General features: G+C 68.2%; 17 protein-coding genes. 13 read left to right on the top strand and 4 right to left on the bottom strand.

Translation table 11 applies throughout. The annotated features are described in order from the left end of the window. Window positions 1–166 precede the first annotated feature (166 nt). From ABTZ94_RS21865 to galE, 7 genes are all read left to right on the top strand, one after another. On the top strand, window positions 167–1366 hold the full coding sequence (locus ABTZ94_RS21865; protein WP_351202727.1) for an ROK family transcriptional regulator: 1200 nt from the start codon (window positions 167–169) through the stop codon (window positions 1364–1366). A 120-nt stretch (window positions 1367–1486) separates the two neighbouring features. Beyond that, window positions 1487–2602, top strand: a complete 1116-nt coding sequence (locus ABTZ94_RS21860; protein ID WP_351202726.1) for a substrate-binding domain-containing protein — start codon at window positions 1487–1489, stop codon at window positions 2600–2602. A gap of 263 nt (window positions 2603–2865) precedes the next feature. Further along, window positions 2866–3654 (top strand): ATP-binding cassette domain-containing protein, encoded by a 789-nt coding sequence (locus ABTZ94_RS21855; RefSeq protein ID WP_351202725.1) that lies wholly within the window; start codon window positions 2866–2868, stop codon window positions 3652–3654. Continuing rightward, complete coding sequence (locus ABTZ94_RS21850) at window positions 3651–4922, top strand: sugar ABC transporter permease (RefSeq protein WP_351202724.1); 1272 nt, start codon at window positions 3651–3653, stop codon at window positions 4920–4922. The genes ABTZ94_RS21855 and ABTZ94_RS21850 overlap by 4 nt, the downstream gene beginning before the upstream one ends. 188 nt (window positions 4923–5110) lie before the next feature. Then, on the top strand, window positions 5111–7039 hold the full coding sequence (gene dxs, locus ABTZ94_RS21845; protein ID WP_351202728.1) for a 1-deoxy-D-xylulose-5-phosphate synthase: 1929 nt from the start codon (window positions 5111–5113) through the stop codon (window positions 7037–7039). A gap of 173 nt (window positions 7040–7212) precedes the next feature. Beyond that, a complete protein-coding gene (locus tag ABTZ94_RS21840) occupies window positions 7213–8721 on the top strand; it encodes an amino acid permease (RefSeq protein ID WP_351202723.1) in 1509 nt (502 codons plus the stop codon). Between the two features lie 81 nt (window positions 8722–8802). Continuing rightward, the gene (galE, locus tag ABTZ94_RS21835) at window positions 8803–9789 is read left to right on the top strand and encodes a UDP-glucose 4-epimerase GalE (protein ID WP_351202722.1); all 987 of its coding nucleotides are present in this window, start codon (window positions 8803–8805) and stop codon (window positions 9787–9789) included. Between the two features lie 87 nt (window positions 9790–9876). Here galE and ABTZ94_RS21830 read toward each other — a convergent pair whose 3' ends face one another. Further along, the gene (locus tag ABTZ94_RS21830; protein ID WP_351202721.1) at window positions 9877–10965 is read right to left on the bottom strand and encodes an LCP family protein; all 1089 of its coding nucleotides are present in this window, start codon (window positions 10963–10965) and stop codon (window positions 9877–9879) included. A gap of 403 nt (window positions 10966–11368) precedes the next feature. Between ABTZ94_RS21830 and ABTZ94_RS21825 the strand changes: the two genes are divergently transcribed. The 6 genes from ABTZ94_RS21825 (at window position 11369) to ABTZ94_RS21800 (ending at window position 21547) form a co-directional block, all read left to right on the top strand. Beyond that, on the top strand, window positions 11369–12862 hold the full coding sequence (locus ABTZ94_RS21825; protein WP_351202720.1) for a PLL family lectin: 1494 nt from the start codon (window positions 11369–11371) through the stop codon (window positions 12860–12862). Between the two features lie 217 nt (window positions 12863–13079). Then, on the top strand, window positions 13080–14261 hold the full coding sequence (locus tag ABTZ94_RS21820; protein WP_351202719.1) for a CDP-alcohol phosphatidyltransferase family protein: 1182 nt from the start codon (window positions 13080–13082) through the stop codon (window positions 14259–14261). Next, on the top strand, window positions 14258–18745 hold the full coding sequence (locus tag ABTZ94_RS21815; protein WP_351202718.1) for a bifunctional glycosyltransferase/CDP-glycerol:glycerophosphate glycerophosphotransferase: 4488 nt from the start codon (window positions 14258–14260) through the stop codon (window positions 18743–18745). The genes ABTZ94_RS21820 and ABTZ94_RS21815 overlap by 4 nt, the downstream gene beginning before the upstream one ends. Beyond that, window positions 18745–19524 carry a rhamnogalacturonan acetylesterase gene (locus tag ABTZ94_RS21810; RefSeq protein WP_351202717.1) on the top strand — a complete coding sequence of 260 codons (780 nt, stop codon included), beginning with the start codon at window positions 18745–18747 and terminating at the stop codon, window positions 19522–19524. The genes ABTZ94_RS21815 and ABTZ94_RS21810 overlap by 1 nt, the downstream gene beginning before the upstream one ends. Then, a complete protein-coding gene (locus ABTZ94_RS21805) occupies window positions 19521–20258 on the top strand; it encodes an Ig-like domain-containing protein (RefSeq protein WP_351202716.1) in 738 nt (245 codons plus the stop codon). The genes ABTZ94_RS21810 and ABTZ94_RS21805 overlap by 4 nt, the downstream gene beginning before the upstream one ends. Window positions 20259–20278: 20 nt before the next feature. Then, window positions 20279–21547 (top strand): phosphodiester glycosidase family protein, encoded by a 1269-nt coding sequence (locus ABTZ94_RS21800; protein WP_351202715.1) that lies wholly within the window; start codon window positions 20279–20281, stop codon window positions 21545–21547. Window positions 21548–21628: 81 nt separating this feature from the next. Here the strand turns inward: ABTZ94_RS21800 and ABTZ94_RS21795 are convergent, their stop codons facing one another. The 3 genes from ABTZ94_RS21795 to ABTZ94_RS21785 all read right to left on the bottom strand — a co-directional run bounded on the left by ABTZ94_RS21795 (window position 21629) and on the right by ABTZ94_RS21785 (window position 26653). Next, window positions 21629–23758, bottom strand: a complete 2130-nt coding sequence (locus ABTZ94_RS21795) for a 3-hydroxyacyl-CoA dehydrogenase NAD-binding domain-containing protein (RefSeq protein WP_351202714.1) — start codon at window positions 23756–23758, stop codon at window positions 21629–21631. Window positions 23759–23831: 73 nt separating this feature from the next. Continuing rightward, on the bottom strand, window positions 23832–25052 hold the full coding sequence (locus ABTZ94_RS21790; protein ID WP_351202713.1) for a thiolase family protein: 1221 nt from the start codon (window positions 25050–25052) through the stop codon (window positions 23832–23834). A 326-nt stretch (window positions 25053–25378) separates the two neighbouring features. Then, window positions 25379–26653, bottom strand: coding sequence for an HRDC domain-containing protein (locus ABTZ94_RS21785; RefSeq protein ID WP_351202712.1), 1275 nt, complete (start codon window positions 26651–26653; stop codon window positions 25379–25381). Window positions 26654–26805 lie beyond the last annotated feature (152 nt).

Raw genomic sequence — 26805 nt, 5'->3', positions numbered from 1 at the left:
CGCCGGCGCATGGCCGGCGGGCGGTTCGCGTGTGCAGGAGGTCGCCTCGGGTGCGGGCGCCGTGCTCATCCGAGGCTTCGCACGCTCAAGGTCTTGACGGGGAGCACCCCAAAACGCTCAGCTTAGAGTTCACATGTTAGAGAAAACGGTAGGAGTGAGAGAGTCGATGGAGACTCCGGGGTCGCAGACATCTCTGCATCGCGCCAACCTTGAGCGGGTCGTGCGCGCGGTACGCATGGCCGGCTCGCTCACCCAGGCGGAGATTGCACGGAGCACCGGCCTGTCAGCGGCCACCGTCTCCAATATCGTTCGGGAGCTGAAGGACGGCGGCACGGTCGAGGTGACCCCCACCTCGGCGGGCGGCCGCCGGGCCCGCAGTGTCTCGCTCAGCGGTGACGCGGGCATTGTGATCGGTGTCGACTTCGGGCATACGCATCTGAGGGTGGCGGTCGGCAATCTCGCCCACCAGGTGCTCGCCGAGGAGTCCGAGCCGATGGATGTCGACGCCTCGGCGGCGGAGGGGTTCGGACGGGCGGAGCGGCTGGTCAGACGGCTGATCGAGACGACCGGGATCAGCCCGGACAAGGTGATCGGGGTCGGCCTCGGTGTTCCCGGCCCGATCGACGTCGAGTCCGGCACGCTGGGCTCCACGTCGATCCTGCCGGGCTGGACGGGCATCAACCCCAGCAAGGAGCTCGCAGGCCGCCTCGGCGTGCCGGTGTACGTCGACAACGACGCCAACCTCGGGGCGCTCGGCGAGCTGGTCTGGGGGAGCGGTCGCGGGGTCAAGGACCTCGCCTACATCAAGGTCGCCAGCGGTGTCGGCGCCGGTCTGGTGATCGACGGGCACATTTACCGGGGGCCGGGCGGCACAGCCGGTGAGATCGGGCACATCACGCTCGACGAATCGGGCCCGGTGTGCCGCTGCGGCAACCGGGGGTGCCTGGAGACGTTCACGGCCGCGCGCTACGTCCTGCCGCTGCTCCAGCCCGGTCACGGGCCCGATCTCACCATGGAACGGGTGGTCCAGCTGGCCCGCGAGGGCGATCCGGGCTGCCGTCGGGTGATCGGGGACGTCGGGCGGCACATCGGCAGCGGGGTGGCCAATCTCTGCAATCTGCTCAACCCCAGCAGGGTGGTGCTCGGCGGTTCGCTCGCCGAGGCGGGCGAGCTGGTACTCGCACCGATCCGCGACTCGGTCTCCCGCTATGCCATTCCCAGCGCCGCCAGGCAGCTCTCGGTGCTGCCCGGGGCGCTCGGCGGCCGGGCCGAGGTGCTGGGTGCGCTGGCCCTGGTGCTGAGCGAGATGGGGGATTCGCCTCTTTTGGAAAGCACCCTGCCGACGGCCAGCCCTGCCTTCACTTAGATAACGAATGGCACCGTTGTCATCTCGTTAAGGATTTACTCCTTGACGCTGGCGTCGCGGCCGAGTTGACTTCCAGCCACCTCGGCCGCAACGTCGCGGCCTCGTCAGGGAGGTTCGAGAATGAACACGCGTATGCGTCGTGCCGCTGTTGCCGTTGCCGCCACCGCGATGGCCGTGTCCCTCGCTGCCTGTGGCAGTGCCAAGGACGCCGATGGCAAGAAGAGCACGGAGTCGGGCGCCAAGAAGGGCGACGACATCACGATCGGTCTGCTCCTTCCGGAGAACCAGACCGCGCGCTACGAGAAGTTCGACAAACCGCTCATCGAGAAGAAGGTCAGCGAGCTGACCAACGGCAAGGGCAAGGTCCAGTACCTCAACGCCAAGCAGGACGCGCCGACCCAGGCCCAGCAGGTCGACACGATGATCACCAACAAGGTCGACGCGCTCATCGTCGGCGCGGTCGACGCCGCCTCCATCAAGACCTCGGTCCAGAAGGCCCACGACGCCGGCATCCCGGTCGTCGCCTTCGACCGCCTGGCGCAGGGGCCGATCGACTCGTACGTCTCCTTCGACAACGTCCAGGTCGGACACGTCCAGGGCAAGGCGCTGCTGGAGGCGCTCGGCGACAAGGCCAAGTCCGGCAAGATCGTCATGATGAACGGTGCGATCACCGACCCCAACGCCGCCGACTTCAAGAAGGGCGCGCACGCCGAGCTCGACGGCAAGGTGGACATCGGCAAGGAGTACGACACCAAGGAGTGGAAGCCGGAGAACGCCAACGCCAACATGGACGCGGCGATCTCGGCCATCGGCAAGGACAAGATCGTCGGTGTCTACTCCGCCAACGACGGCATGGCCGGCGGTAGCATCACCGCGCTCAAGGCCGCCGGTATCTCCCCGCTCCCGCCGGTCACCGGCCAGGATGCCGAGCTCGCGGGTGTGCAGCGCATCGTCTCCGGTGAGCAGTTCATGAGCATCTACAAGCCCTACGTCCAGGAGGGCCCCGTCGCTGCCGAGATGGCGGTGAAGCTGGCCCAGGGCAAGAAGCTCGGCTCCCTCGTGACCTCCACGGTCGACAGCCCGACGACCAAGAAGGTCCCCTCGCTGATCATCCCGGTCGTCTCGCTGACCAAGGTGAACATCCAGGACACCGTTCTCAAGGACGGCATCTACCAGGTGAGCGAGATCTGCACCCCGAAGTACAAGGCCGCCTGCGACAAGCTCGGCCTGAAGTAGGGATCTCCCGCGTCGCGAGACCGGTCGGCCGACTTCCGCGGAAATCCGGCCGGCCGAGCTCTGCGAGGCAGCAAGTCCGCTGATTCCTCCGCGACTTGCAGCCATTGAAGCCTGTCCGGCGCCCCGCACATCAACCGTCCCGCTATCGTGCGGGGCGCCGGGCGGAACGCTTCCCCCGCTCTCTGCTCTCTTGTGTTCTCTTCTGCTCGACCACCGCGCCTTCCCCCAGGCGTGGCATCCCCGCCGGTCAGGCGGCGAAGGAGATGGTTCATGTGTCCGCTACGCCCGTGCTGGCGTTGCGAGGGGTCTCCAAGCGATTCGGTGCTGTGCAGGCACTCACCGACGTAGAGCTTGAGGTCCACGCCGGTGAGGTCGTCGCCCTGGTGGGCGACAACGGAGCCGGTAAGTCGACGCTGGTCAAGACGATCGCCGGTGTGCACCCCATCGATGACGGCGTCATCGAGTGGGAAGGCAGGCCCGTCCAGGTCAACAAGCCGCAGGACGCCCAGCACTTGGGCATCGCGACGGTGTACCAGGACCTTGCGCTGTGCGACAACATCGATGTCGTCGGCAACCTCTATCTCGGCCGGGAGCTGCGCAGGCGCGGCATCCTCGACGAGGTGGAGATGGAGCGCCGCTCGCGCGAACTGCTCAGCACTCTCTCCATCCGCATCCCCAGTGTGCGCATTCCGATCGCCTCGCTCTCCGGCGGTCAGCGTCAGACCGTCGCGATCGCGCGCTCGATGCTCGGCGAGCCCAAGCTCGTCATCCTGGACGAGCCCACCGCGGCGCTCGGTGTCGAGCAGACCGCCCAAGTCCTCGACCTGGTCGAGCGGTTGCGCGAGCGCGGCCACGCGGTCATCCTCATCAGCCACAACATGGCGGACGTCAAGGCCGTGGCCGACAAGGTGGCCGTACTCCGCCTCGGCCGCAACAACGGCGTCTTCGATGTGAAGAGCACGTCGCAGGAAGAGATCATCTCCGCCATCACCGGAGCCACGGAGAACGCCGTGACCCGTCGTGCGGCGCGCAACGCGGAGGTTCAGAAGTGAGCACCGAAAAGACCACCGTCCCCACGGCCGAGGCCGCCAAGGGCGCCGTCACCGCGGTGGACCCCCGGCTGCTCGTACGCGAGCAGGGCTTCAAGGGCTATGTGTCGGAGTTCCAGCGCAAGATACGGGCCGGGGACCTGGGATCCCTGCCCGTCGTGCTCGGCCTGCTGATCATCTGGGTGATCTTCCAGAGCCTCAACTCGAACTTCCTCTCGGCGGAGAACCTGAGCAACATCTCCGTCACGATGGTCGGCACGGGCATGATCGCCGTCGGTATCGTCTTCGTGCTGCTGCTCGGTGAGATCGACCTCTCGGTCGGCTCGGTCAGTGGTGTCTCGGGCGCCGTCGTCGCCGTGATCACGGTCACGCACGGCATGAACGAGTGGTTCGCGATTCTCGTCGCGATCGCCAGCGGCGCGGTCATCGGCGCCCTCCACGGCTTCTTCTTCGCCCGCGTCGGCGCCCCCGCGTTCGCCGTGACCCTGGCCGGCCTGCTGTTCTGGCTGGGCTTCATGCTCCAGATCCTGGGCAGTAACGGCACGATCAACCTGGACTCCGAAGGCGTCGTCGGGCATCTGACCACGTACTACTTCACCGATGTGGCGGCCGCCTACGGTCTGGCCGTATGTGCCGCGGTGGTGTACTTCCTCAGCACGTTCTTCGAGAACCGGCGGCGTGAGGCGGCGGGCATCCCCTCCCGGCCGCTCACCGAGATCCTGGTGCGCACGGGCCTGCTCGCGGTCCTGGCCCTGGTCGTCGCCTATGTGCTCAACCAGTACAAGGGCCTGCCGCTCGCGTTGGTGATCTTCCTCGCGTTCCTGGTGGCCACGGACTTCGTGCTGCGCCGTACCGCCTACGGCCGCAAGATCTTCGCGCTCGGCGGCAGCGTCGAGGCATCGCGCCGAGCCGGTATCAACGTCACGGCGATCCGTATCTCCGTCTACGCCATCGCCGGGACGTTCGCGGCCATCGGCGGCCTGTTCCTGGCCTCCAAGATCGCCGCGGCCAACCAGAGCGCGGGCACCGGCGACCTGCTGATGAACGCCATCGCGGCGGCCGTCATCGGCGGCACCAGCCTCTTCGGCGGCCGCGGCCGCACCTGGAACGCGCTGCTCGGTGTCATGGTGATCACCTCGATCCAGTACGGCCTCGCCCTGGAGGGCATCGCCACCCCGATCCAGTACATGATCACCGGTGGTGTGCTTCTCGCCACGGTCGTCATCGACTCGATCACCCGCAAGACCCAGAAGTCCGCAGGCCGCGCCTGACCACGGCCGCTCTCCTGTGCCCGGCACCCTCCGTGGTGCCGGGCACAGCTGCGTCCGCGTGTACGCACGGTGCCACGGTCATGTACTGAGTACGTCCCGAACGCCCCGCCCGATGACCTCGCGCGCGAACGGAACATTAGACTCATCGGATCGGCATGCTCGACCGGCTCAAACGCAAGGAGGAACGGGTGGCTCTGCTGACCCGCATCGGTGGACCGCGTGACCTGGACCGGCTCACTCCCGAGCAGCTGGACCAGCTCGCCGAAGAGATCCGGACCTTCCTCGTCGACGCCGTTTCGAAGACCGGCGGCCACCTCGGCCCCAACCTGGGCGTGGTCGAGCTGACCATCGCCCTGCACCGGGTCTTCGATTCACCGAAGGACAAGGTGCTGTTCGACACCGGTCACCAGAGCTATGTGCACAAGCTCCTCACCGGTCGCCAGGACTTCTCGAAGCTCAAGAGCAAGGGCGGCCTGTCCGGCTACCCCTCCCGCGCCGAGTCCGAGCACGACATCATCGAGAACTCGCACGCCTCCACCGTGCTCGGCTGGGCCGACGGCCTCGCCAAGGCCAACGAGGTGCTGGGTAAGGACGACCACGTCGTCGCGGTCATCGGGGACGGCGCGCTCACCGGCGGGATGGCCTGGGAGGCGCTGAACAACATCGCCGCTGCCAAGGACCGCCCGCTCGTCATCGTCGTCAACGACAACGAGCGCTCCTACGCCCCGACCATCGGCGGCCTCGCCAACCACCTGGCCACGCTCCGTACCACCGACGGCTACGAGCGCTTCCTGGCCCGCGGCAAGGACATCCTGGAGCGCACCCCCGTCGTCGGCAAGCCGCTGTACGAGACGCTGCACGGCGCCAAGAAGGGGCTGAAGGACTTCATCGCCCCGCAGGGCATGTTCGAGGATCTCGGCCTGAAGTACGTCGGCCCGATCGACGGCCACGACATCGAGGCCCTGGAGTCCGCGCTCCAGCGCGCCAAGCGCTTCGGCGGTCCCGTCATCGTGCACTGCCTCACCGAGAAGGGCCGCGGCTACACCCCCGCCCTGCTCGACGAGGCCGACCGCTTCCACGCCGTCGGCAAGATCCACCCCGACACCGGCCTCCCGGTCGCCACCTCGGGCCTCGACTGGACCTCCGTCTTCGGCGAGGAGATGGTCAAGCTCGGCAAGGAGCGGGGGGACATCGTCGCGATCACCGCGGCCATGCTCCAGCCGGTCGGCCTGACCAAGTTCGAGAAGGAGTTCCCGGACCGGACCTACGACGTCGGCATCGCCGAGCAGCACGGCGCGGTCTCCGCGGCCGGCCTCGCCACCGGCGGACTGCACCCCGTCTTCGCGGTGTACGCCACCTTCCTCAACCGGGCCTTCGACCAGGTCCTGATGGATGTCGCGCTGCACAAGTGCGGTGTGACCTTCGTCCTGGACCGGGCCGGTGTCACCGGCACCGACGGCGCCTCGCACAACGGCATGTGGGACATGTCGATCCTGCAGTGCGTGCCCACGCTCCGGATCGCCGCGCCTCGCGATGCCGACCAGGTCCGCGCCCAGCTGCGCGAGGCCGTCGAGGTCGACGACGCACCGACCGTGGTCCGCTTCTCCAAGGGCGCCGTCGGCCCGGCGGTCAAGGCCGTCGGCAAGGTCGGCGGCATGGACGTCCTGCGCGAGCCCGGCACCACCCGGCCGGACGTCCTCCTGGTCTCCGTCGGCGCGCTCGCCCCGATGTGCCTGGAAATCGCCGGTCTGCTGGACGCCCAGGGCATCTCGACGACCGTCGTCGACCCGCGCTGGGTCAAGCCGGTCGACGAGGCCATGGCCCCGCTCGCCGAGCAGCACCGGGTCGTCGTCACCGTCGAGGACAACAGCAGGGCCGGCGGCGTCGGCTCCGCCGTCGCCCAGGCGTTGCGCGACGCCGGGGTCGACGTACCGCTGCGCGACTTCGGCATCCCGTCGCGCTTCCTCGACCACGCCTCCCGCAAGGAGGTCATGGCCGAGATCGGGCTGACCGCACCGGACATCGCCCGCCAGGTCACCGGCCTGGTCGCCAAGCTGGACGGCCGCTACGGGGCGGGCACGAACAGTGCCTCCGTGATAGAGCCCGTTCGCGACTGACCGGTACGACCCCGGTCCTCGCGACCGGCTCGCGATGCCGCCAATGGGCCGGTCGGCCACCCCGTACGGGTGGTTCGACCGGCCCATTCGCGTGAAATCGTTCGGTACACAGCCCTTTGCTCAAGGCTCGGTCCCAATCATGGCGTACACGACGAGTGCGTGGAGGTACGCCGGTGACTGCCCAGCAGGACACACCACCCAGCAGTGGCGGACTGTTCCGGACCAAGACGGTCGAACAGTCCATCCGCGATACCGAGGAACCGGAGCACGCGCTCAAGAAGTCCCTCTCCGCGCTGGACCTCACGGTCTTCGGAGTGGGCGTCATCATCGGCACCGGCATCTTCGTGCTCACCGGCAAGGTCGCCAAGGAGACCGCGGGCCCCGCCACCGCCCTCGCCTTCGTGGTCGCGGGCATCGTCTGCGCCCTGGCCGCGCTCTGCTATGCCGAGTTCGCCTCCACCGTCCCGGTCGCCGGCTCCGCTTACACCTTCTCGTACGCCTCGCTCGGCGAGCTGGTCGCCTGGATCATCGGCTGGGACCTGGTGCTGGAGTTCGCACTCGGCACGGCGGTGGTGGCGGTCGGCTGGTCCGGCTATGTCCGCTCACTGGTGGACAACTTCGGCTGGAGCGTGCCCGAAGTGCTCTCCGGACCCGATGTGGCGAAAGGATTCGGCTTCGACATCCTGGCCTTCGTCCTGGTGCTCGTGCTGACCGTTGTGCTGGTGCTCGGCATGAAGCTTTCCGCCCGGGTCACCACGGTTGTGGTCGCCATCAAGCTTGCCGTGGTCCTGATCGTCATCGTGGCTGGAGGGTTCTTCGTCAAGGCTGCCAATTATTCGCCCTTCATCCCCGAGGCACAGCTGCAGCCTTCCGGTTCCGGACTGACCGCGCCGCTGGTCCAGCTGATGTTCGGCTATGCGCCCACGAACTTCGGCGTCATGGGCATCTTCACCGCCGCCTCCGTCGTCTTCTTCGCCTTCATCGGCTTCGATGTGGTGGCCACCGCCGCCGAGGAGACGAAGGTTCCGCAACGTGACATGCCACGTGGCATCCTCGCTTCGCTCTTCATCTGCACCGTGCTCTATGTCGGCGTGTCACTGGTGGTCACGGGCATGGAGCACTACAGCGACCTGTCGGTCGAGGCCCCGCTGGCCGATGCCTTCAAGGACGTCGGTCATCCCGTCTACGCGGGATTCATCAGCTTCGGCGCCGCGATCGGCCTCACCACGGTCTGTCTGATCCTGCTGCTCGGGCAGACCCGGGTGTTCTTCGCGATGAGCCGCGACGGTCTGCTCCCGCGGTTCTTCTCCGTGACGCACCCTCGCTTCCGCACCCCGTACCGCCCGACCATCCTGCTCGGCGCGATCATCGCGATCGTCGCGGGCTTCACGAGCATCAACGAACTGGCGACGCTGGTGAACATCGGCACGCTCTTCGCGTTCGTCGTCGTAGCCCTGGGCGTCATGGTGCTGCGTCGCACCCGCCCCGATCTGCCCCGCGCGTTCCGCACCCCGTGGGTGCCGCTGATCCCGATCCTCTCGGTGGCAGCCTCGGTCTGGCTGATGCTCAATCTGCCGGCCGAGACCTGGCTTCGGTTCGCCCTCTGGATGGCCATCGGTGTGGTCATCTATTTCGCGTACGGGCGGCGGCACAGCCGGGTGGCGCAGGGCGATGCCCGGTAGCCGCGGAGCGTCCGGCATGCCCCGTCCCGTGGCTAAGGGCTGTCCCGTAATCCCTGGCGGGACAGCCCTTAGTATGACCTGATGACTTGGCTGATCACAGGTGGTGTTGGATTCATCGGGGCCCACGTTGTAAGGGCGATGCTCGATGCGGGCGAACAGGTTGTCGTCTACGACGACCTGTCCACGGGGAATGTGAACCGGGTGCCCGAGGGCGTGCCCTTCGTCAAGGGGTCGACGCTCGACCGTGACGCCCTGGACCGGACCCTCGCGAAGTTCGGCATCGACGGGGTCGTCCACCTTGCCGCGAAGAAGCAGGTCGCGGAGTCGGTGGCCCGCCCGCTCCACTACTACCGGGAGAACGTGCACGGGCTGCAGAACCTCCTCGAAGCCGTCACGGCGGCTGGCGCGCGCCGCTTCCTCTTTTCCTCGTCCGCCGCCGTGTACGGCCTCCCCGACGTCGATCTGGTCAGCGAGGAGACTCCGTGTGCTCCGATCAATCCGTACGGCGAGACCAAACTCGCCGGCGAGTGGATGGTGCGTGCGACGGGTGCCGCCCATGGGATGGCGACCGCCTCGCTCCGGTACTTCAACGTCGCAGGTGCGGCCGGCCCGCAGCTTGCCGACACGGGCGTCTTCAACCTGATCCCCATGGTGTTCGAGAAGCTCACCGAGGGCCGGGCACCGGTGATCTTCGGCGACGACTACGCCACCCCTGACGGCACCTGCGTCCGTGACTTCATCCATGTCGAGGACCTGGCCTCCGCCCACGTCTGCGTGGCGCGCGCCCTGGGGGAGCGCGGAGAAGGGACCGATCTGACCGTCAACATCGGCCGCGGTGAGGGTGTTTCGGTCCGCGAGATGATCTCGCTGATCGGAGAGGTCACGGGATACGGACCGGCGGCGGAGCCGACGGTGTCCCCCCGCCGTCCGGGCGACCCGGCCCGGGTGGTGGCCTCAGCCGACCGCATGCACAAGGAACTGGACTGGGCGGCCCGACACGATGTGCGTGAGATGGTCGCCTCGGCCTGGGAGGGCTGGTGCCTGTACCACCCCGAGGCGCGTCGCTGACGGTGGCACGAAACGGATGATGCGGCGGTGCGCCGGGGGCGCTCACCCCGGTGCACCGCCGCATCCGCATGCCGGATGGAACCGTCATCAACCGCCGGTGGCGGGGGACTTCTTGGCGGACTCGGGAATGGTGGCGTCCTTCCGGACCGCCTTCCACAGCTCACCGGCCTGCGGCTGGGCCGCCACGACACGGTTGGGGTCCTGCTTGTCGTACTCGACGGGCAGCATGATCGTCTCCATCGAGCCCGGGTCGACGCCGTCCATCGAGCGGGCGAACTCCGCAAGCGACGTCAGCGAGTCCAGCCCGGAGTCGGTCGTCAGCGATTTGGTGACCGAGTCGGCGATCTTGTACGAGTTCGTCGGACTGCCCAGCAGATCCTGCGACTTCACCTCGCTCAGCAGGGCCAGCATGAACTGCTGCTGGAGACCGATGCGGCCGAGGTCGCTGCCGTCGCCGATGCCGTGCCGGGTGCGCACATAGGCGAGGGACTCGGTGCCGTTGAGCTTGTGCGGGCCGGCGGTGAGGTCCAGCCCGGACGACTTGTCGTGGATGTCCTGCGGTACGTCGACGGTGACGCCGCCGATGGCGTCGACCAGATCCTTGAACCCGGCGAAGTTGATCTCCAGGTAGTGGTCGATGCGTACCTTGGACATGCTCTCGACGGTCTTGACCACGCAGGCCGGACCGGCCAGCGAGTAGACGGAGTTGAACATCACCCGGTTCGCGGAGGAGAGGGTCGAGCCGTCGGCCTTGGTGCACTCGGGCCGGGTCACCAGCGTGTCGCGAGGTATGGAGACTGCGACAGCCTTGCTCCGGCCTTCGGGAATGTGGACCACCATCGCCGTGTCCGAGCGGGCACCGCTGACATTGCCGCCGCCGCCCAGCTTCTTGTTCTCCGCACCGGCCCGCGAGTCCGAACCGAGGACCAGGAGGTTCTGACCGCTGGTGGGGAGCTTCTCGGGACGGTCGTCGCCGAGCGCCTTGTTGATGTCGACGCCCTTGATGTTGCCGTCCAGACGGCTGTAGAGCCAGTAGACGGTGCCGCCTGCGGCCACCACGAGTGCGAGCAGGGTGAAGAGGATGCCACGCCTGATGCGCTGTCCGCGCGTGCGCATCTTCCGGGCTTTGCGGCTACTGGGCTTACGGCGGGAATGCAGATCGGAGTCGTCAGACATACACACAGCTCGTCATCGTCTGGGCCCCTGGGTCAGTGGGGTAACCACTGAGGCGAGTCGGCCCCTCCCGGCCGATCGGCTGCGGGAGCCGGAGGAGGGGGATGGCACGGGTCCGCCGGCCACGGCGTCGGAGGCTCCCCGGACGACGGAATCGCAGGCGGGCACCAATTGATCGCGCATGTGCTGATCGATCGGATGCTGGAGCACTATAGACAGATTTCCCGACGGGAAGGGAGAGTGCATATCTTCTTGGAAGCCGGGGTGTGTCTGAAATCCCGGTTCCACTTCAGAGGGGATCATCGGGCGGATGGCACGCAGAGGGGAGCGCCGAGGGGGGCGCGGCAGGGCGGCGCCGGACCGTGCGGGAACAGCCCCGGCCGGCGGCTTTGGAGGTGCGGCGATCGTGGTTGCGACGCCCGGAGACGCCTTGGCACTGCTGGCGACGGAGGAGCACGGCTCGGTGGTCGACATCGTCTGTGCCCAGCCGGGCACGGCCGATGAGCGTGCGGCGCTCGACCGGGCCGTGGCGGACTGCGGCCGGCGAGGCGTCCAGGTGCCGAACGATCCCTGGGTCATCGACGCCGAGGTGGGAAAGATCACGGCGCTCGTGCTCGACGCGCTACGTGAACTGCGCCCGCTGCGGGTGCGGACGCTCGACCCCGATCCCGCGCATGTCTCGTTCGACGCGGAGGCCAAGCGACCGGTGATCGCCGAGCCGCCGCTGCGGGGCAGCGTGGCGCGGGCATCGATCGCCGCGGCCCGCAGGTACCAGGGGGAGTGCGACTTCCCGGTCTTCGTGAACTGCCATCGGGCCGGGACGGACCCGCGGCTCGGTGCGCAGGCGTGCACACGCCATCCGCTGCCGAGCCGATGGCTCATCAGGGGTGCGGACGGCCGGCTCACCGCCTATCTGCCGTCCGCGGCGGGTGTGCTCCGCTGGACCGAGCGGTCGCCGGGGAGGGACGAGTGGAGCGGGCCCGAGCTGCTGGAGGGCCCCGACCTTCTTCCCGGTATCACCGTCGTGCAGGACGCCAACGGATACGCGCACCTGCTCGGTCTGCGTCGCAGGAAGCGCGCGGACGGCAAGGAGCATGTCGATCTGGTGCACGCGACGCAGTACCAGACCGGGCGCCCCATCGGCCCGTGGCACTCAGTCGGCAACCCGAACGCCAACGACCGGTCCAAGGCGCGGGAGGTCGGCTTCCCTGCGGCGGCCTTCGACACTGCGGGGAATCTGCACGTCTTCGTACGCAACTTCGGTCACGGTGTCAGCACTCGCCGGCAGTCGCCGGACGGGCGGTGGAGCGGCTGGCAGCATCTGCGCGGCGCGGCCGTCGCCGATGAGCTGATCGCGCTGCCCGGCAGGCCCGGCGGTGCCGAGGTCTGGGCCAGGACCAGGGACTCGGCGTCCGCGGTCCGCTGGCACCAGGAGGCGCCGGGTGGGGACTGGACGCTGGACTCTGCGACCCATGTGAGTCCCTATCCCGGCACCTTGTCGGCGGCGCCTGAGGCGGGGACGCTCCGCTACCGGTACTCCGGCACCAATGAGGTCTGCGTGGAGATCCCGGGGGCGGGCCCGGTCAGTCTGGGAGGTGCGGACGGAGCCGGACCGCTGGCGGCGGTCTCCGGAGTGGAGATCCAGGGCTGGGGCTGTACGGTGCTGGCCAGATCGGGGCACGCGGGAGCGTGTGCCGTGGGGGCCCACCCGGATGGGCGGCCGGAGAGCGGTGTGTGGTGGTTCGACGCCGGGGAGACCTCGCTGGTGCCCCCGGCCGTGGCGGTGGACGGCTACGGCCGTGCGGTCATCGCGTTGCTGGGAACCGACGGCCGGCTGAGAATCGCACGTCAGGAGCCCGGCGCGAGTGGGCTGGCTTTCGCTCCATGGGCCACCGTTTAGTCAGATAAGGGGCATGTCCCGGTAAAATCTGCCCTGGTCGCCCCCGTGGCAGCATTTGACAGTTTTAGTTTGGCCTTGAACTTGCTATGGTCTCGTCCTGTCTTTATGTGGATCACAGGTGAATCTCCTGTGTCCATGATGTGAATGCCCCCTTGATCGCGTGTTCTTTCAGGCAGCTGGGGCCGCGTTGCTCACGGTAAGTCGGGTCTGAGGGGTTATGGGGAAGCTGTCACTGCGTGCTGTTCAGAAGCTGACATGCAAGAAGCGCGACGCCTGGTGGACAGTCCTGCTGGTCGACCCCGTGGCGACCCGCATGCTGATCGTGATGGCCAAGTTCAAGTTCATCACTCCGAACAGGGTCACCTGGTCCGCGCTCTTCGTCGGCCTCGGCTCGGCCTACTTCTTCCTCAAAGGCGACACCTGGTCCCTGGTCATCGGGGCCGCCCTCTACCACCTGAGCTTCATCCTCGACTGCATCGACGGCAAGCTGGCGCGTCTCAAGGGCAACGGCACCGTGTTCGGGGGCTGGCTCGACTACGTATTCGACCGCATCCGGGTGCTCTTCTGCGCACTCGCCCTGATGGGCGGTCAGTACCTCCGCACCCACAACGAGCTCTACCTGCTCGCCGCCCTGGCCGTCGTCTTTCTTGACATGCTCAGGTACGTCGACGCTCTGCAGATCTACAAGATGCGCATGTCCATGCGCATGAAGATCGAGAAGGTCACGCTGGAACGCAAGGCGCTGGAGGACGAGCAGGCCGAGCGGGAGGCGTCGGCCGCCGCGCACCGTGCGCAGTCCGAGCCAAAGCAGCCCAAGGTGGTCTTCATCGAGGACCTGCTCAGGGAGAACCCCGGCGTGGAGGCCGAGGTCCTGAAGCAGCAGAGTGGCGACGTGGTCGACCTGCACGCCCAGTTCCGCCATCGCTTCCCCTGGTACACCCGATTCCGCCAGGCACTGCTGCGCAGCCGTATCCGGCCGCACCTCATCAGCGGCATCGAGTTCCAGATGTTCATCTTCATCGTGGCGCCGCTGATCGGCCAGATCCTGTGGACGACGGCGATTTCGGCCTTGGCGCTCGGTCTCTTCGAGCTTGTGATCATGTACAAGTTCTGGCTGTCCACCCGTGACTTCACCCGGCTCATGGAGAAGCTCGCGCCCGCGCCGTCCACCGCGGGGGTCATCGCCGAGCATCTGCACAGGGGCCGCCACCGCCGCGCGGCCGATGCCGTCGAGGACCAGCAGGCGGCCCTGGTCCAGCAGTTCCCGCTGCCCGAGCAGGACGACGACCTGGGGTTCCAGCCGTACCCCCAGCCGTATTCGCACCATCCTCAGGACATTGAGACGCAGCAGCTCAGAGTGCTGCCCTACTGGGCGGAAAACGAAGGGTCCGTACGATGAGTTCGCCTGTCGACCCGTCCCTCTTCGTCGTTTCGGTGGTCGTACCGGCCTACAACGCGAGTGCCACGCTCGGCCGGGCCCTGCGCTCCGCTCTCGCGCAGACGCACCGCAATATCGAAGTGATCGTCGTGGATGACGCGTCCGTCGACGGAACTCTCGGTGTGGCCCGGGAATTCGCAGCCGGCGACCGCCGCGTAAAGATCATCGAGCGTCCGCAGAACAGTGGCGGCGTCGGCGCCCCGCGCAACAACGGCATCATGGCCGCCTCCGGTCAGTACGTCATGTTCCTCGACGCCGATGACGAGCTTCCGCTCAAGGCATGCGAGGAGCTGCTGGCCTCGGCCGTGACCACGGGTTCGGACATTACGGCAGGCCGGGCGCTGCGGGTCAACCTCAACACGAAGGAATCCACCGTCTGGCAGCCCCAGCTCTACACCACGGAACGCACCGTGGCGGGGCTACGCGCACTGCCTCAGCTCTTCGACGACCCCATCGCAGCCGGCAAGCTGTACCGGCTGGACTTCCTGCACAACAACGGCGTCCGGTTCCCCGAGGGTGTCTACTACGAGGACACCTACTTCTCGACGCTCGCCAACTACCGGGCCGCCTCGATCACCTTCCTTGTCGCTCCCGTCTACCGCTGGATGTGGGAGCGGGACTCTGCGGCCCCCTCCATCACCAATCGCCGCGGCGAGCTGCGCAGCATTCAGGACCGGGTCGCCGTCCATCAGTACACCGATGCGTTCCTGCGCCAGGTGGGCGAGCACGAACTCCTCGCACACAAGGCGGTGAAGTTCCTCTCGCACGACCTGCATCTGTACGCGCGCGAGCTGCGTGCCGGAGACGAGCGGTACCGGCAGGGATTCGTCGCCGTGGTGGCGCCGTATCTGCGATCGCTCGAACCTTCCGTGTACGACCTGTGCGGTGTGATGGAGCGGGTCCGGGCCTTCTGCCTCATCCATGAGCGGGTGGATCTCGCGCTGTCCGTCTCGGACTACGCGCAGCGGCGCAGCGTGCTCAGCTCGGACCTGGTCGAGAGTGACGGACGCGTCTACTGGTCGGATTCGCTCCTGCATTTTCCGCAGGCGAAACGTTTCCTCGATGTCACCGATCTGGATCTGACGGACAAGCCGCTCGCCGATGCCCGGCTTTTCAACCAGGCGACCGAGCTGGAGATCAGGGGCAGCGAGCTCCGCCTGTCCGGGTACATCCTGAACCAGTTCGGGCGCTTCTCCAGTGGTGGCAAGGTCGAGCTCAAGGCGGTGCTTCGCCTGCGCACCACCAAGAGCGACCACGTCTTCCCGGTCAACGCGATCGAGACCGACGACCACCGGGTCCACTACCAGGCGACCCTGGACCTCGGATCCAGCGTCGGCGCGGCCGCGAACGACGGAGTGTGGAACCTCTTCGTCCAGGTACGCCACGGGGGCGCACGGGCGACCACGACGGTGGCGATCCACGGAATCGACGTCTCCCGCGAGCGCTACGAGTGTCCGTCCGGGCTGATCGAGATGTACGAGACGGTCAGTGGCAACGTCGCGCTGCGTCCGGAGACAAGCGAACGCACCCAGCAGGACACCCGCCGGGGCACACCCTGGCACTGGTGGCAGGGGAGCGAGGAGCCCGCGCCACTGTCCGCCCGCAGTGTGTACCGCGCCTCTGTTGTCGTGCACTGCCACAACGACGAGCACCATCTGTACGAATTCCTGCACTCCCTCGCGGCACAGACCCTTTTCGCCGAGACACAGGTCGTGTTCGCCGACGACGGCTCCACGGACAGTACGGCGGAGCTGCTGGACAACTTTGCCGAGTTCTACCGCAACGCGAGCGTGCTGCGGCTCAGCGCCCAGGGGGCGGCGGTCGCCTACGAACAGGGTCTCGCCAGGGTCGTGGCGCCCTACGTGCTGTTCGCGCGGGCCCGGGACATCCTCGGAGCCGACTGCCTGAGGCAGCTCACCGAGTCCGCGGTGAAGCACGACGTCGATGTGGCCATCGGTAACTACGACACCTTTCCGGGGCCGCGGCGCAATGCCGACGAGCCGTGGAAGCGGTACTTCGGCAAGGGGGCGAAGGGCCTGACCGACCTGGTCAGGAAGGCGCCCCACATGGTCTTCTCGACCGACCTCGGCAACAAGCTCTTCCGTGTCTCCCTGCTTCGGGGACACGGGCTGAAGCCCACCGACGGGGGCGCGTTCGCCGAGACCTGGCTGAGCGTGATGGCCATGCTGACCGCCCGCGGATTCAGCATGGTGGACCGCTACGTGTACTTCGACCGTGATCCGGCCCAGAACGACTCGCTCTTCGACGTCGAATGGAACGATCCTGCCAAGGCCCGGCAACGGCTCCGGCTCAACAGCTTCCTGCTGGACTTCGCCTATCGGATCGAGGCACCGTCGGCCCGGTTGATCCAGCGGTTCGTGGTGCGCTCGTACCAGCCGTACCTGCGCAATTGCCACCGCATCATGAACCGGGCCGAGATCGCCGATGCCTTCGACGAGCTCTGCAACGTCTACGCCAGGGTTCCTGAGGAGATGCTCCTCCAGTACGTCGTCCACCCCGTGTCCCGGGTGCAGCACCACGCCGTGCGGACCCGGAACTTCGAGCTCTTCTGCGACCCGTTCGGCTACGCCGAGTACGAGCCGAAGGTCCGGCTGGACGAGCAGGGGATGTACCGGCAGCTCGCCACCGATCCGGTGGCGTCCAGGCTGCTGCGCGTGGAGCGGCAGCGGGGCGTGCTGGAAAGCGTCCGGTACCGCGACGGCGAGCTGCAGTTCGAGGGTGTGATGACGCTCACGGGGGTGGACATCGCCCAGCTCTTCACCAACCGCTTCGAGCTGGTCTGCACGGACGGAAAGCAGTCCGTCGCCATCCCGGCGGAGCAGGTCTACCGCCGCGACCGCTGGCGGGTCCGCAAGGAGCGCGACTGGTTCGGCGGCTGGCGCGCCTCGGCGGACCCCGCGGTCCTCGCCCCGCTCTCCGGCCGCGACCTCACGGTCACGTTGCGATTCCATGACGGCGAACGCCATGTGGACGCACAGGTCGGCGCGCGTCTGATGCTGCACCGCTTCAAGGGTATGCGCCGCATCGGCAGGGACCGTCTGTGGCTCACCGTGCGCAACGACGACTCCGTGGTCTTCCGGTACTTCACCGGCGCGGGACAGAAGCTCCGCGGCCGGCTGTGGCACCTGCTGCGCCAGGCCCGGGCCGCGCTGCCCGGCCGCCCCGGCTGGCGCACCCGGCTCGCCTACCTGCTGAGCTATCCGCGACTGCACCGCAAGAACATCTGGATCATCGGTGAGCGGGCGGACACCGCGCAGGACAACGCGTACCACCTGTTCCGCTGGATCAGGGAGAACCACCCGCGCCGCAAGGTCTACTACGCGATCAACGGTGACGCCAAGGACCGGGCCAAGGTGGCCCCGTACGGTCATGTCCTGGACCGGACGTCCCGCAAGTACCGGATCTATCTGCTGCACGCCAAGAGGCTCATCAATCCGTACGACCTGGAGGCGTACCTCGGCTTCCCCGAGCTGAGCAAGAGCTCCTTCCTGCGCGGCTACGGCGATCTGCTGAACTATCGCAGGGTCTTCCTTCAGCACGGGGTCACCTACAACGATGTGGCGCCCTCGGTGCACCACCAGGTCACCAGCGTGGACCTGCTGTTGACGGTGGGTCAGGCGGAGCGCTCGTACTTCGCCGAGCACTGCGGCTACGGCTACGCACGGGTCGCCGCCGCAGGGTTCCCGCGCTTCGACGCGCTGAAGCCGGTACGCTCCGAACGCCCCCGGATCCTGCTGATGCCCACCTGGCGACGGGACATCGTGGCGCCCTCGTACGACAAGGCAGCCAAGGCGAAGATCCCGTTCGCAGCCTCGGAGTACTTCCGCTTCTTCTCCACCCTGCTGCGTGACGAGCGCCTGCTGAACGTGCTCGAACAGTGCGGCGTGGAGCTGGAGTTCATGCCGCACTACGAGATCCGTCCGTACCTGCACCACTTCCGTATCGACCACCCGTCGGTGACGGTCACCGGGGACGGCCGTGATGTGCAGTTGGCGATGCGCGAGTGCTCGCTCCTGGTCACCGACTATTCATCGGTCTTCTTCGACGTCGCGTACATGGGCACCCCCATCGTGTACACGCCCTTCGATGAAGAGGACTTCTACGGCAACCACTACAAGCGCGGCTACTACGAGTTCGAGCGGGACGGGTTCGGCCCGGTCTGCCGGGACGTCGATTCCACCGTGCGGGAGATCATCGACACGGTGCAGCGGAACTTCGCCGTGGAGCCGCAGTACCGGGCCCGGGTCGACGAGTTCTTCGGCCGCCGGGACACCAATAACTCGGAACGTGTCTTCCGTGCCATCGACGAACTGGAGTCGGCCGTCGAGAGCAGCCGGGCGTCGGACGTACCAAGGGCACGACAGTCGTTGAACGCTTCGGGACAGGGCTTCCGCGGCCAGAACTCCGACAAGGAGCGGGCGTGATGGGCGGCCCATCGCGCAGAGTGTTTCTGGCAGGGGACTCCAGCGTCACCGGCCGCCAGCGCAGCTTCGCGCCGATGGCGGGCTGGGGCCAGACGCTTCCGCTCTTCATCCGGGGTGCCGAAGTCATCAACTGTGCGCGAGCAGGCGCGAGTTCACGGAGCTTCGTGGAACGCGGCAGGCTGGCCTGGATTCTGCGCGAGGCCAGACCGGGTGACCTGGTGCTGTTCTCCTTCGGGCTCATCGACATGAAGCCGGGGCAGGGCCGTTACACGGAGCCCTTCAAGGAGTACCAGGGCTACCTGCGCAACTGTGTGGACGGCGTACGTGACCGGGGCGCCCACCCGATCCTGGTCACCAGCCACGAGCGCAGGGTCTTCGACGCACAGGGCAATCTCCGTCGGCTGCTGGGCGTCTATCCGCTGGCGATGAAGGAGATCGCGGCCGAGAAGTCCGTACCGCTGATCGACCTCAACGAGTGGAGCGTGCGGTGGTGGCGCCGGGCAGGATCTCAGGGCACACACGAGATCTTCCTCTACCTTGCTGCCGGCGAGCATCCCAACTATCCCGACGGTGTCGCCGACAACACTCATCTCAAGGTGGCCGGGGCGATCGAATGCGCGCGCTTCATCGCCTCCGAGATGCGGGCGCGTTCGATGCTGGAGCCCGGCTGCTTCGACCGTCTTGAGCGCGCCCGGTTTCCCGAGGACGCCGTGGAATGGCCGACGGACCACGTCTTCGACGAACTGACGCGAACCCGGACCCTGGAGGTGGTCAAATGAGTGACTGGTATCTGTTGGCGCGGATCCAGGTCGCGCATCCCGAGCGCACCGCGGTGTCGGCGGTCCTGGAACTGCATGCCGATGCGGACCCCGCGATTGCCGTCGTCCCCGGCCAGGAGATCGCGCTGCACCTGAGCGTGCTGCCCTCCGGCGGACCCTACCGCGCGTATGGCTACATATTCGACGATGTCGTTGCCGAACACGCCACGATGACCAACCTTCAGGGCTTGGGCCACCTCCCCAACGGACGCTTCGCGACCTATGCCCGCGGAGACGAACCGCGCGCCGTGACCGCGGTCCTCAAGGTCAACGACGACGCACCGGAAGGCGCGGTCCTGCTGCCCAAGGTGTGCGTCGGAGTGATGTCGTACGCCGGCGAGAAGCTGGTGTCGTCCGCACAGGTCACAGACGCGGGATACCGGGTCAGACGGGCCTGGGTACCGGGCCGCAGCCTGGCCATTCCGCCGGGCGGCTATGCGGTCATCGGCCCCGATCCGGCCGCCGCGCAGGCGGGCCTGCGGGTGGTCGGCGTGGGGCTCGCCCAGTACGGCGCGGTCAGCGCGGTGCCGGACGGAAGCGTCACCTACACGGGAGTTCCGGGAGCGACCGGATACGACCGGTTCTCCGTCTGTTACGAGAACCCGGCGGGCCACCGCAATTGGTCCGAGGTGACCGTGTACGCGGGAGACCTCGACAACATTCCCGGGGTGCTGCCCGGCGCCCGTACGAGATGAGACGCAGGCGGTTTCTCGCCATGGGAGCCGTCACGGGGATCTGGGCCCTGGCCGGGTGCAGCACGCGGGACAGCTCCGGCACCGGCCGGGCCACGGCCTGGGCGTCTCCTCGCTCGCCGGAACCCATCGGCCGGCTGCCCGCAGGTGTCACATACCGGGAGTACACCGTCCGGCTGCCGAACGCGGGCCCCGTGCGCCATCAGGTGCTGTCCGTCCTGCCGTCCGCGCAGGTACGGGTGGGCGCGGTCCACGGGGACCGGCTGGACACGGCGGAGACCGTGCGGGCCATGGCGAACCGGGTCCGGGCGGTGGCCGCAGTCAACGGATCCTTCTTCGACATCGCCACCAGCGCCGTGTTCAGCGGGTACGACGGGGATCCGCTCGGGCTGTACGTGGAGAACAACACGTTGCTCAGCGAAGCGGCGAACGGTCGTACGGCACTGGTCCTCGGCGAGGGAGGCAGCGCCGCGCGCATCGCCGAACCCCGGTCGGTCAGCACCGTGCTGGCCTGCGACGGCGCCCACCGGACGATCGACGGGGTCGACCGGATGCCGGGCCGCATCGTGGGATGCGGCGGTGCGGGCGCCGACGTCCTCCGGGGCACCCGGGGCGTGCGGACCGCTCCTGCCCACAACAAGCTGTGCGAGGACCCCGATGAGCTGGTCCTTTTCATGCGTCAGTGGGGTCCCGCCGCAGCGGATGCCGGACCGGGTTCGACCGAGGCCGTGGTCGGCTCGGACGGCCGGGTCGTCCTGCTCCGTTCACCCGGGGGAGGCCTGATACCCGCGGGGTGCAGGGCCCTGACGGGCATCGGCGAAGGGTCGGCCTGGCTGCGCCGCCACGCCCGTACCGGCGCCACCCTGCGGATCACCTCCCAGGTGTACGACGGGACGGGACACCGCATTTCGGGGACGGGGCTGACCGTCGTTCAGGCCGGGCCGCGGCTGCTGCGCGACGGAGACGTCGACATCGACATCGAGGCCAATGGGATGCCCGCCACCGCCCTGACTCAGCGCCACCCCCGCACCCTGGCCGGCGTCACGGGCGACGGCGCCCTCCTGCTGGTGACCGTCGACGGCCGTGATCCCGGCGGGAGCATCGGGGCGACGCTGGAAGAGGCCGCGCAACTGATGCGTTCCCTGGGAGCGCGGGACGCCATGAACCTCGACGGCGGAGGCTCCACCACGATGGTGGTGAACGGCCGCCTCCGTAACCGCCCGCGGGGGGCGGAGGGGGCGCGGGTCCGTGAACGACCGGTCGCCAACGCCCTTGTCGTCCTGCCCCGTTGAACCGCCCTACCCGCGAGCACAGCACAGACGGGCCGTACCGGAGTCAACCGGTACGGCCCGTCCGCGTATCAGCGAAGGAAGTTACGCCGGAACGCTCGCCACGCCCTGCGCCAGGAACTTCTTGCCGTTCACCCGCTCCGAGACGCCCTCACGGTCCAGGTACGGCGTGATGCCACCCAGGTGGAAGGGCCAGCCCGCGCCGGTGATCAGGCAGAGGTCGATGTCCTGGGCCTCGGCGACGACGCCCTCGTCCAGCATCAGACCGATCTCCTGCGCCACCGCGTCCAGGACACGGTCGCGGACCTGCACCTCGGACAGGACGACATCGCCCTGCTCGAGGAGTGCGGCGACCTCCGGGTCCAGCTCCGGCTTCCCGGAGCCGTACATGTAGAAGCCGCGCTTGCCGGCCTTGACGACCGCGGCCAGGTTCTCGGAGACGGTGAACCGGTCCGGGAACGCGCGGTTCAGGGTCTCGGAGACATGCAGACCGATGGCCGGGCCGACCAGCTCCAGCAGCACCAGCGGCGACATCGGCAGACCGAGCGGCTCGATGGCCTTCTCGGCTACCTCGACCGAGGTGCCCTCGTCGATGACGTTCTGGATCTCGCCCATGAAGCGGGTGAGGATGCGGTTGACGACGAACGCCGGGGCGTCCTTCACCAGTACCGCGGTCTTCTTCAGCTTCCGCGCCACACCGAACGCCGTGGCCAGCGAGGCGTCGTCGGTCTGCTCACCGCGGACGATCTCCAGCAGCGGGAGGATCGCGACCGGGTTGAAGAAGTGGAAGCCGACGACCCGCTCGGGGTGCTGCAGCTTCGACGCCATCTCGGTGACCGAGAGGGACGAGGTGTTGGTGGCGAGGATCGCGTGCGCCGGAGCGACCGCCTCGACCTCCGCGAACACCTGCTGCTTGACGCCGATCTCCTCGAAGACGGCCTCGATGATGAAGTCGGCGTCAAAGAAGCCCTCGGCCTTGTCCAGCACACCGGTGACCAGGGCCTTGAGGCGGTTGGCCTTGTCCTGGTTGATGCGGCCCTTGCCGAGCAGCTTCTCGATCTCGGCGTGGACATAGCCCACACCCTTGTCGACGCGCTCCTGGTCGATGTCGGTCAGCACGACCGGCACCTCCAGGCGGCGCAGGAACAGCAGCGCCAGCTGCGAGGCCATCAGACCGGCACCGACGACGCCGACCTTGGTGACCGGGCGGGCCAGGGCCTTGTCCGGAGCACCGGCCGGGCGCTTGGCGCGCTTCTGGACCAGGTTGAAGGAGTAGATCCCGGAGCGCAGCTCGCCGCCCATGATCAGGTCCGCAAGGGCCTGGTCCTCGGCGTCGAAGCCGGCGCCCAGGTCGCCGTTCTTCGCCGCGGCGATGATGTCCAGCGCGCGGTACGCGGCCGGGGCGGCGCCGTGCACCTTGGAGTCGGCGATGGCCCTGCCGCGGGCGACGGCCTGGTCCCAGGCGTCACCGCGGTCGACCTCGGGGCGCTCCACCGTGACCGTGCCGTTCAGCACGTTCGCGGTCCAGATGAGTGACTGCTCCAGGAAGTCCGCACCCTCGAAGAGGGCGTCGGCGATACCGAGCTCGAAGACCTGCTGGCCCTTGAGCTGGCGGTTCTGGTTCAGCGAGTTCTCGATGATCACCGAGACCGCGCGGTCGGCGCCGATCAGGTTCGGCAGCAGTGCGCAGCCGCCCCAGCCGGGGACCAGACCGAGGAAGGCCTCGGGCAGCGAGAAGGCGGGCAGCGCCTTGGAGACGGTGCGGTACGAGCAGTGCAGACCGACCTCGACACCGCCGCCCATCGCCGCGCCGTTGTAGTACGCGAACGTCGGGACCGCGAGGCCGGAGAGCCGGCGGAACACGTCGTGGCCGCCCTTGCCGATGGCCAGCGCGTCGGCGTGGTTCTTCAGCAGCTCGACGCCCTTGAGGTCGGCGCCGACCGCGAAGATGAACGGCTTGCCGGTGATGCCGATACCGGTGATCGCACCCTCGGCGGCCTCCTTCTCGACCTGGTCGACGGCGGCGTTCAGGTTCGCCAGCGACTGCGGTCCGAAGGTGGTCGGCTTGGTGTGGTCCAGGCCGTTGTCCAGCGTGATAAGGGCGAAGCGGCCCGCACCGGCCGGAAGGTCCAGGTGGCGTACGTGCGCCTGCGTGACGACCTCGCCGGGGAACAGCTCGGCCGCACCCTTGAGAAGCTCAGTGGTGGAGCTCATGCCTGACCCTCGCTTCGCTCGGCCCAGCATTCGCTCAGGCTGCCCCTCTTGTCTGTTCGCTCGCTGCGCTCGCTCACGCGTTGCCTCCGTTGAAGTTCGGGTTCTCCCAGATGACCGTGGCGCCCATGCCGAAGCCGACGCACATCGTCGTCAGGCCGTAGCGGACCTCCGGCTGCTCCTCGAACTGGCGGGCCAGCTGCGTCATCAGACGCACACCGGAGGAGGCCAGCGGGTGACCGTAGGCGATGGCGCCGCCGTACTGGTTGACGCGCGCGTCGTCGTCGGCGATGCCGTAGTGGTCGAGGAAGGCGAGCACCTGGACGGCGAACGCCTCGTTGATCTCGAACAGACCGATGTCGCCGATGGTCAGCCCGGCCTTGGCGAGGGCCTTCTCGGTCGACGGGATCGGGCCGTAGCCCATGACCTCCGGCTCGACGCCCGCGAAGGCGTACGACACGAGGCGCATCTTGACCGGGAGGCCCAGCTCGCGGGCGACGTCCTCGGCGGCGAGCAGCGAGGCGGTGGCGCCGTCGTTGAGGCCCGCGGCGTTACCGGCGGTGACCCGGCCGTGGGAACGGAACGGGGTCTTCAGACCTGCGAGGGTCTCCAGCGTGGTGCCCGGACGCATCGGCTCGTCGGCGGTGACCAGTCCCCAGCCCGTCTCGCCGGCCTCGGCGTTGGTGCGGCGCACCGAGATCGGCACCAGGTCCTGCTGGATCTTGCCGTTGGCGTACGCCTTGGCGGCCTTCTCCTGCGAGCGGACCGCGTACTCGTCCGCACGGAGCTTGGTGATCTGCGGGTACCTGTCGTGCAGGTTCTCCGCGGTCATGCCCATGAACAGGGCGGACTCGTCGACCAGCTTCTCCGATACGAAGCGCGGGTTCGGGTCCACGCCCTCGCCCATGGGGTGACGGCCCATGTGCTCGACACCACCGGCGACGACGACGTCGTACGCGCCGAAGGCGATGGAACCGGCAGTCGAGGTGACGGCGGTCAGGGCGCCCGCACACATGCGGTCGATGGAGTAACCGGGGACGGACTGCGGCAGACCGGCCAGAATTCCGGCGGTGCGGCCCAGCGTCAGACCCTGGTCACCGATCTGGGTGGTCGCGGCGATGGCGACCTCGTCGATCTTCGCGGGGTCCAGGTCCGGGTTGCGGCGCAGCAGCTCCCGGATGGCCTTCACGACGAGATCATCGGCGCGGGTCTCGTGGTAGATGCCCTTCGGGCCCGCTTTGCCGAACGGGGTGCGGACGCCGTCGACGAAGACGACGTCCCGGATGGTACGAGGCACGGTGGCTCTCCTCCAGGGTGCGGGATGGCACTGCTGCGGGGCACGCCCACAGGCGCGCCGCCACCCTCATGCTACTTGCGGGTAACCAGACTGCCCAGCCCCTGCGGCGGGAGCGGCGAAGGTCACATGCGGTTGGGGTGGGCGCGAGGGCCGTTTCGTCCTCGAAAGCCGGGCGGGCCGGCGGTGGATTGCCGGACGTGCGGAGGCTGCGCCGGAAACGGCAATCGCCGGACGGGGCGGCGAAAGCAGCCCGTCCGGCGATTGGGGACAGCGCGCGGCGTGCGGCCACGCAACCTGGCGTGAATACGACCCTCGACGGTGAAGTCTCAGGCCGCCGAGATCAGCGCTCGGATCAGCAGTGGGGTCACCTGTTCGATCTGCCAGCGCCGCGCCCCGTACATGGTGAGCGCGGACTCGATCGCGTCCGCGGTCGGATTCTTCGGTGGCTCCCAGCAGACCCGGCGCACCGTGTCCGGGGTGATCAGGTTCTCCTGCGGCATGTGGAGTCGCTCGGCGAGATCCGACACCGCGGCGCGGGCGGCCGAGAGCCGGGCCGCTGCCGCCGGGTCCTTGTCCGCCCAGGCACGGGGCGGCGGCGGACCGGCGAGGGTCTGGCCGGGCTGGGGGAGCTCGGCGTCAGGCAGCGCCTTGGCCCGGTCGATGGCCGCCTGCCACTGCTCCAGCTGACGGCGGCCCATGCGGTGGCCGAACCCGGGCAGCGCGGTCAGCGCGTGCGTGTTCGGCGGGAGCGCGAGCGCCGCCTCGACGATCGCTGCGTCACCCAGCACCTTGCCGGGCGAGACGTCCCGGCGCTGGGCGACCTGGTCACGGGCGGTCCACAGCTCCCGTACCACCGCCATCTGACGTCGGCGGCGGACCTTGTGCATGCCGGAGGTGCGGCGCCACGGGTCCTTGCGCGGGGGAGCGGGCGGCGCCGAGGCGATCGCGTCGAACTCCTCCCGCGCCCACTCCAGCTTGCCCTGCCGGTCGAGCTCGTCCTCGAGGGCGTTGCGCAGATCGATCAGCAGCTCGACATCGAGCGCCGCGTAGCGCAGCCAGGGGTCCGGCAGTGGACGGGTGGACCAGTCGACGGCGGAGTGGCCCTTCTCCAGCGAGTACCCGAGCACGTTCTCGACCATGGCGCCGAGGCCGACCCGCGGGAAGCCGGCCAGCCGTCCGGCCAGCTCCGTGTCGAAGAGCCCGGTGGGAGCCATCCCTATTTCGCGCAGACAGGGCAGGTCCTGGGTGGCGGCGTGCAGGATCCACTCGCTGCCGCTCAGGGCGGCGCCGAGTCCCGACAGATCGGGGCAGCCGACCGGGTCGATCAGTGCGCTGCCCGCGCCGTCGCGGCGCAGCTGTACGAGGTAGGCGCGCTGGCCGTAGCGGTAGCCGGAGGCGCGCTCGGCATCGACGGCCACGGGGCCGGAGCCCGCGGCGAAGGCGGCGACCACCCGGGCGAGGTCGTCGTCGGATGCCACCACCGGGGGAATGCCTTCTCGAGGTTCGAGCAAGGGGATCGGCGCCGGGGCGACGTCGTCCGGGGGGGCGCCCCCGGTGGTTCGCAGTGAAGTGTCTGCTGCGGTCTCTTGGGCGTCGGTCACGTGTCAAGGGTATCTGTGTATGTAAGGCGCCCGTCGACGGAACGTTCCGTCGACGGGCGCCGATGAGTTTAAACCAGCCGGTCCGGATTGCTGTGTGTGCCTGCAGGGGGATGGGGGTCAGTGGATTATGCCCGTTCGCAGGGCGTCGGCGA

Source organism: Streptomyces sp. NPDC002785, from assembly GCF_040295565.1.
Taxonomy (GTDB): domain Bacteria; phylum Actinomycetota; class Actinomycetes; order Streptomycetales; family Streptomycetaceae; genus Streptomyces.
Note: the sequence above shows the minus strand (reverse complement) of the source record. Positions and strands in the feature narration are given on the sequence as shown.